The sequence below is a fragment of the Mycobacterium sp. genome, assembly GCF_049683935.1.
GTDB lineage: Bacteria > Actinomycetota > Actinomycetes > Mycobacteriales > Mycobacteriaceae > Mycobacterium.
Map to the genome: position 1 here is coordinate 1 of NZ_JBAUJR010000332.1, position 4,958 is coordinate 4,958.

3 protein-coding genes are annotated in these 4,958 nt (G+C 69.7%); all 3 read right to left on the minus strand.

Annotated features, from left to right (window positions below; genetic code table 11):
* Positions 1-3,943 (minus strand): alpha-(1->3)-arabinofuranosyltransferase domain-containing protein (locus WA965_RS19605; protein WP_526447972.1); only part of this gene is annotated, 3,943 nt, incomplete at its 3' end.
* A 28-nt stretch (positions 3,944-3,971) separates the two neighbouring features.
* Positions 3,972-4,145 carry a DUF2613 domain-containing protein gene (locus WA965_RS19610; protein ID WP_070356595.1) on the minus strand — a complete coding sequence of 58 codons (174 nt, stop codon included), beginning with the start codon at positions 4,143-4,145 and terminating at the stop codon, positions 3,972-3,974.
* 25 nt (positions 4,146-4,170) lie between these two features.
* Positions 4,171-4,665, minus strand: a complete 495-nt coding sequence (locus tag WA965_RS19615; protein ID WP_526301299.1) for a universal stress protein — start codon at positions 4,663-4,665, stop codon at positions 4,171-4,173.
* Positions 4,666-4,958 lie beyond the last annotated feature (293 nt).

Genomic DNA, 4,958 nt, shown 5'->3' on the forward strand with positions numbered 1-4,958 from the left:
CAGCGGTACCGCGCGCGGCTGTCGGTGGCTGCCACGGCCGGGCGGGTTCACCCGGCATCGCGGGGCGCCTGGACGGCAGGAATGCCAGCCCGAGCAGTAGGGGCAACAGCGCGAGGCCGCCGATGAGGCCGGCGCGATAGCTGGTGTTGGACACGAAGTTCAGCGTGATGGTGCCCTCGGTCCCGGCGGGGACCACCCAACCCTGCTGCCAACCGTTGACGGTGATCGCCGTCAGCGGCGCCCCGTCGCCGTTGCGGGCGAGCCAGCCCGGGTTGACACTCTCGGGCACCACCAGAACTCGGACGGCGTCAGAGGAGTCCACGTCGACGTCGCGGTGGTCGTTGGTCCAGCGGCCGGTAGCCACGGACTCTACTGTGGCCGAGGCGAGTTGGCCTGCCGGCGGCGCGACGAGCTGGACACCGTCGACGATGAACGCCGGACCGGGGCTGATCAGCAACTCCTGCTGGCCGGTGGGCAGCGTGATCGGCTCCGCGCGGCAGGGGCGGGCGGGAATCGGTTGGTTGTCGAGCAGAGCGCCGACGGTGGTGGACACCGAGGTCTGCACGAACAGCCCGGCGACACCGATGATCGGGCCGCGCCCACACGGCATGGTGATGGTCCGCGCCCTGTTGGTGGCCGCGTCGGCGGCCGCGATTGGGGCGCCGCGCTCGTCGAGAGCGACGACCTCCGCCAGTCCCGGCGGCTTGAGTTGGTCGAAACCGAGTGCGGTGCGGTCGATCACGTCATCCCAGTCCAGTAGCGACACGGTGATCGTGTCGGTGACACGGGGTTCGAGGTTCAGCGTCTCAGTGCCCTCGGTGAGTCGGCGTACCTCCGGTCCGTCCCCGAGGTCGACGGCGATCATCGTCGGATGAGCGGGCAGTGCAGACGAACTCGGCGTCACTCGCAACGCCGCAACGTTCTGTGGGGTCGGCAGCTTCAGCACGAGCGTCGGGGGAGTGCGCGGTTGCACGACGCGCTGCGGCGCGGTCCAGGCCGTTGCGGGATCACCGTCGGTGGCGGCGTAGGCGGAACCCAGCACGTCGATAGGATCCGAATCCCCCTCGGCCCGTACCGTGTCGGGTTGGGCGATGAGATCGGCGAGGTTCGGGCCCTGTCGGGCGCGCACCCACACGGTCGGCGTCACCTGCGTCTGCTCGGGCACGGTCAACGTGCGGCTCAGGTTGACAGGTTCCTCGGAGGCCAGCGCCATCGCCGCCGCACACCGGATGCCGGTCGGGCTCTCGGCGCAGCCGGAGCGGCCCAGAAGCTCGGAACCCAGATCCCACTGTGCGACAGTCGAACCCGTTGGTGGTCCCGGCACCGCTACGGTGTGGCGGAGGGTGACCGGAGTCGCGAACCCGTTGGCGTCGTACTGCGTGATGCTGAAATCGGTGATACCGAACTGCACTCCGGGGGAACCGTCGTCGGTGGCCACCGCGGTGATGCGCACCCAGGGCGTTTCGCCGAAGGGCAGCGCGACGGTCAGCGGCTCGCCCGCCTGGTCGAAGCGCACCGTCGTGGTGCCGACGACCGTGGCGACCTCGAGTCGGCGCACCTGTGCCCCGACGGCGGTGGCGCTGGGGGTGATCGTGAGGGTCGCGTTTGTGACGGGACGGTCGAAATCGACCTGGAGCCACTGTCCGACGGCGCTCTGCAAGGCGTTGGACACCCAACTGGTCGACGCATCGCCGTCGATCGCCGCGGGCGGCGCCGAGGCCGGGGAGACGTTGGGCAAGGCGGTGGAATCCGAAGCCGAACTCGACACCGAGATGCGGCCGCCGTCCCACTGCCCGTAGACAGGCTCGGTGCCGCCCACGGGGTAGTCGGGCACCCGGTTGAAGGTGTTGCGGGGGTCATCGGCGCTACGGATGGCCGACGAGTGGTCGTCGACGCGGCCGTAGTCCGTTTCGCGTGCCAGCGGGGTGTCGGTCACGGTGACGACCGGCGCAGGCAGTCCGGCATCGAGTGCATCCGGTGTCAGCAGCATCGGTCCCAGCGGCTGCTCCCCCGACAACCGCCTGCGCTCGTTGAGGCGCAGCAACGATTCGGGTCCGCCGTCCACCCGGGCCATCGTGTCGGCATCAACCAGATAGGGCGCCGCGGCTGCGGATTGCCCCGGCGTTGTGCCCTCGACCCGGTAGATCTCCACCGCCGGGTAGCGCGGGCGCAGACCGCTGTCGGTGATGAAGCCCTCCAGAGTTCCCGGTCCGACGGGTTCGCCGAACTGGGCCACCCTGGTCAGGCCGGGCGAGCCGTCGATCGCGCGGTGCACCAGGATGGGGCGTGCCGATCTTGCGGTCTCCGGGTCCAGGTCGTTTCTCACCACGACATACGAAATCCCTTGCTGAGCAAGGGTATCTGCGAGGCCCACGGAGGGCCTGCCGGCGGCGAAGAGCCGTTGCACCGAGTCCAGAGCGCGGATCGTCTCCGGTGGGGTCAACGGGATCGAGTCGCGCACACCCCAGGGGCTGTCACCCAGTACCTGCAGCGGCTCGTCGTGGCTGTTACCCCACACCTGGGTGGCGAACGGCGCTCCCGGTGCCACCAGAACCCTTCCGGGCGTGGCAGAACCGGAGTTGTTGTTGGCATCCAGCCAGTCCGCGGTGTCCTGCCAGTACTGCGGGATCGCGTCGAACGCTCCCGGTGCAGTCAGGCGACCGGTCCAGGCCAGTGAGGTGGCGGCGGTCAGGGCGGTGAGCAGCACGATGCCCACGGCGACCCGTTTGTCCTTCTCCGGGTGTGCCAACGCGTTGCGCCACACCGGTCGTGGCGTGCTGCCCGGAAGCGGGATGCGGCCCAGTAGATGGGCCACGCCCAACGCCAGCGGCAGTCGCAGCAGCGGGTCCAGTTTGTGCAGGTTGCGCAGCGGCGTGCCGTCCGCATCGAGGAACATCTGGACGTGCTGGGCGATCGGTGAACCCAGCCCGCCGCTGTAGCCGACGGCCAGCAGCACCACGCCCAGCATCAGGATCGTGATCAACCGGCCCTTCGCCGGCATCGACCGCAGCGCAAGGCCGGCGAGCCCGCCTGCGGCGACCAGCGTCGTCGCAAGCACTGCCACCGACCCGGTGACCAGCGAGGTGCCCGCGGTGGCCGTCGGCGCGACGTACGGCGTCCACGCGCCGGTGCCGCGGAGCATCTCGGTCAGCGACATCCAGCGGGTCGTGACGCCGGAGGATTCGATGAAGTCCAGGAACGGCGGGCTGATCCGGCCGAGATGCAGCAGCGCGATCACCCACCACGTCACCGCCAACATCACACACAGCAGCCACCACGCGGTGAAGCGCCGCCACACGGGGTTGGGGCGATGGCAGGCCAACCACACCACCGCACACAGGCAGGCGGTGAGGGTCGCGACGGCGTTGACCGCGCCCATCAGCGCGATGGCCAGCCCCGACCTGGCGGCCAGCATCCTCAGTCGGGGGTCGCCCTGCAGGGCCATGACCACAGGGAGCAGCACCCACGGCGCAAGCATCATCGGCAACGTCTCCGAGGAGATCGCGCCGATCGTGGTGAGCACCCGCGGCGAGAGCACGTAGACGACCGCGCCGATGACCCGGGACGTGGGGCTGCCGATGCCGAGGGCTTCGGCCAGTCGCAGCACGCCCCAGAAACCGACCGTCAGCAGTAGCGCCCACCACAACCGCTGAGTCATCCAGTCGGGCACGCCGAGCAGGTCACCGGTCAGGAAGAAGGTGCCGTGGGGGAACAGGTAGCCGTAGGCCTGGTTCTGGGCCTGGCCGAACGGCAGGTCGCTGTTCCAGAGGCTGAACGCACGGGTCAGGAAGCGCAGCGGGTTCGCGGTGAGGTCGAGTTTGGTATCGGGCGAGATCTGGCCCGGTGACTGCGCGAATGTCAGAACCAGCGCCGCCGCGGCAACCACCCAGAGCCAGCGCCGGGAAAGTGGATCGACCCTTTCCGGGCGGGACAGATCAACCACGGAGGTCAGGAGCGTACCGACCCGGGATTTAGCTTCTGTCGCCGTACTCGACCCTGTTGAGCACCGACGACGCCGGATCGCCCGCCTGCAGCGGCGGCCTGGTGTCCTGCTGCACCATCAACGTCACCCCGAAGACGGCGGCCGCGCCCAGCAGCAGGCCGACGACGATGCTGGCGGCAGCAGGCACGAGGAACCGATCCATGGGGCCAAAACTAGCACGCGACGCATCACGGGCCCGGCGGCACGATCAGCACCGGGCGTTGCCCGCGGCGCATCACGTGATCGGCCACGCTGGACTGGATCAGCGACCGCAACCCGGTGGTGGCGCGGGTGCCGGTGACGATCAGATCGGCGTCGAGTTCGTCGGCGACGTCGATGATCGCACCCCACACCGTGTAGGTCTGCGCGACGCACAACGCCTCGGCGGGCAGGCCGCTGGCCAGCGCGATCTCGAGCCCCTCGTCGCTGATGCGGCGCGCCTCGGCCAGTGCGATGTCGACCTCGTCGGTATGGGTCGGATCGGGCGGTCCGTCCAGGTCATAGGACAACGGGTCGGACCCGCGGTCCATCGGGGACCACACGGTCAGCACGACCGCGCGGTCCGCGGTGAGGAATCGGCCGGCGTAGTGCACGGCGCGCCGAGCGGTGGGCGAACCGTCGAAGGCGATGACGATCACGGTCTTCTTCTCCCCGGCCGTCCGGCCGGGTCCCGCAGTCGTCATCGCAGTGCTCCTCTTCGCCGTCATCGGTGTACTGACCACCCTATTGGCCTCGTCGGGCGGGGCAACCGTCGTCGCGCGGGCCACCGGGGCGTCGAACGAGACAGCGGCTGCCATTAGTGTCGGGACGTATGGTCATGCCCCGAATTCGACGGACAGCCCCCCGCGCCCCGCTCGCGGTGCTGGCGATGCTCACGGTGGGGGCTCTCACCGTGGGATGCACGTCGACCGCCGAGTCGCCCGAACCGTCGCCATCCAGCGCACCGCTGGCGATGGCCGCAGGCCCCGTCCCCAAC